At 68.7% G+C, this 2,840-nt stretch carries 3 protein-coding genes; all 3 read left to right on the forward strand.

What is annotated here, in order from left to right; genetic code table 11:
* Positions 1-19 precede the first annotated feature (19 nt).
* Positions 20-856 (forward strand): citryl-CoA lyase, encoded by an 837-nt coding sequence (locus tag VFP86_00155; protein HET8998037.1) that lies wholly within the window; start codon positions 20-22, stop codon positions 854-856.
* A 5-nt stretch (positions 857-861) separates the two neighbouring features.
* Complete coding sequence (locus VFP86_00160; protein ID HET8998038.1) at positions 862-1,986, forward strand: 2-aminoethylphosphonate--pyruvate transaminase; 1,125 nt, start codon at positions 862-864, stop codon at positions 1,984-1,986.
* A 288-nt stretch (positions 1,987-2,274) separates the two neighbouring features.
* On the forward strand, positions 2,275-2,840 hold a 566-nt coding region (locus tag VFP86_00165), incomplete at its 3' end, for an ABC transporter substrate-binding protein (GenBank protein HET8998039.1).

Raw genomic sequence — 2,840 nt, forward strand, 5'->3', positions numbered from 1 at the left:
GGTTCGAGGAGGTAGCGGGATGGGTCGAGAGCCGTTCCACTGGCGGACCGCCATCGCCTACAAGACGAAGGAGAAGATCGTCGTCCGCGGCTACGACCTGAACGAGCTCACCGGCAGGGTCAGCTTCGCGGAGATGGCGTATCTCGTATGGCGCGGGGAGCTGCCGCCGCGGGATCACGGCCGGATGCTGGACGCGATCCTCGTCAGCATGGCCGAGCACGCGTTCTCGCCGTCGTCGGCGGCATCACGCTTCATCGCGTCGGGCGGGGTGCCGCTGCACGTTGGGGTCGCGGGCGGCCTGCTGGCGATCGGCTCCCTGCATGGAACCGCGGACCGGCCCGCCGAGCTGTTCAAAGGGGCGGTCGACCGCATGCAGCGGGAGGGGCTCACCCTCCAGGATGCCGCACGACATGTGGCGGGCGACATCCGGCGGGCTGGTGGGCGGCTCCCCGGGTTCCACCACCCGCAGCACATTGAGGACCCTCGGACGGTCAGGCTGCTCGATCTCTCGGACCGGCTCGGCGTATCGGGCCGGCACGTGGCCATGGCCAGGGCGATCGAGGCGGCCACCGAGGCGTTCTGGGGACGCCGGATCTTCCTGAACGGGCCCGGAGCGGTAGGGGCCATCTGTCTGGACATGGGGTTCGACACCGAGTTGATCAAGGGGGTCTTCCTGCTCTCCCGGACCGTCTCGCTCGTCGCCCACACCTATGAGGAAACACGGCGGGAAAAGGGATGGCGGGGATCGGCGAATGCGTCGATCACACAGCCGCTCGACCTGTCGCTACAGCGTCCGGAGTTCTACGATGGGCCCCCGGATCGTCCCCTCCCGCGGGATGGGCGGGGAGAGCGGTAGGCCCGATGGCTGCCCCTGATCCCCTGCTGCTCACGCCGGGACCGCTGACCACTTCGCGCGCGACAAAAGAGGCGATGCTCCACGACTGGGGATCGCGTGATGACCAGTTCGCGGCGATGAACCAACGCGTGCTGGCCCGGCTCGTAGAGCTGGCGGGCGGGGGCGGACGCTACGCCGCCGTGCTGATGCAGGGCTCAGGCACGTTCGCCGTCGAGGCGATGCTCGGCACCTTCGTCCCCCGCAGCGGCAAGGTGCTGATCGTGATCAACGGCGCCTACGGCCGCCGGATGGCGCAGATCTGCCGGATCATCGGGCGGCCGTTCGCGACGATCGAGACGCCCGAGGACACCCCGGGGGATCCGAGCGTCGTGGCCGCCGCGCTGGCGCAAGACCCCGCCATCACGCACGTCGCGGTGGTCTACTGCGAGACGACGTCGGGCCTCCTCAACCCCGTGCCCGAGATCGCCGGCCTCGTGGCAGCCTCGGGGCGCCGGCTCCTGGTCGACGGGATGAGCGCGTTCGGCGCGCTGCCGTGCGACGCTCGGGAGATCGCCTTTGACGCCCTCGCCTCGTCCTGCAACAAGTGCCTCGAAGGCGTGCCCGGAGCGGCGTTTGTCATTTGCCGCCGGACGGCGCTCGAGGAAGCCGCGGGGAACGCGCATTCGCTCGTGCTGGATCTGCACGATCAGTGGGCGTTCATGGAGAAGACGCGGCAGTGGCGCTTCACGCCGCCCACTCACGTCATCGCGGCGTTCGATCGAGCGCTTGCGGCGCATGCCGCCGAGGGGGGCACCGCAGGCCGCGGCGCGCGCTACCGCCGGAACTGCCGGGTGCTGGTCGAGGGCATGCGCGACATGGGCTTTCGCACGCTCCTCCCCGATGCGCTCCAGGCGCCGATCATTGTGACGTTCCTCAGGCCCGCCCATCCGCGCTTTGACTTCGACGTGTTTTACGAAGCGCTGCGGCGGCAGGGGTACCTGATCTATCCCGGCAAGCTGACGATCGCCGACTCATTCCGCATCGGCTGCATCGGGCATCTCACGGAGGCGGAGATGCGCGGCGCGCTGGGCGCCGTACGCCGGGCCCTGGACGAGATGGGGGTCCCCGTCCCGGTCGGAGCCGTCTCGTAGGCCGGTGAGGCAGGAGGATCATCTCGGCGGCGGGAAAGAGATGGTGGAGCATCGCGCGCTCGCCTGAACCCACACCATCGACTTCCCACCCATCGCTTCCTGCTCCCCGGGGCGCCTGCCGGGGCATCGCAGGCGCCCATCGAGGAGGTGATGTCCGGGACAACCTGACGGGTTGCCGCCGATCGTCACGGCGATAAGGGCTGAGTAGCATGGCGCAGGCTCCGGCCGCGCCGGGCGTGCGCGAAGCAGCGTGAGGACGAACAACGACACCGAGGGGGTGAAGGGAGCATGCACGTAAGAGGGCGATGGATTGCAGCGGGTGTCGCCACCCTGCTGATCTTCGGGTTGGTCATCATCCAGGCCCCGGTGATGCGAGTGGCGCTGTATGCGGCGGAACCCATCAAGATCGGCGAGGTTGGGCCGCTCTCGCCTCCCGGCGGCTACGAAGACGGCAAGTTGATGCTGGACGCCGCCCAGATGGCCGTGGAGGAGATCAACGCGGCCGGCGGCGTGCTCAGCCGGCCGATCAAGCTCATCGAGGCGGATACGCGCGGGAAGCCGGAAGAGGGTACCGCGGCCGCCGAGCGGCTGATCACCCAGGAAAAGGTCGCGGCCATCTTCGGTGAGTTCCACAGCGGCGTGTTCCTGGCCGAGATGGAGGTCGCGCACAAGAACGGCATCCCGATCGTTGCCGTTGACGTCTGGAACAATAAGATCACGGCCAAGGGCTACGCCGAGGTGTTCCGCGTGGCGCCGAACCAGGCGATCATCGCCAACCGCTACGCCGACTGGATCGCGGCCGCCGGCTTCAAGAACGTGCTCGTGATGTACGAGAAGACCCCCGGCGGAGAGGG

The organism is bacterium, assembly GCA_035703895.1.
Lineage (GTDB): Bacteria > Sysuimicrobiota > Sysuimicrobiia > Sysuimicrobiales > Segetimicrobiaceae > Segetimicrobium.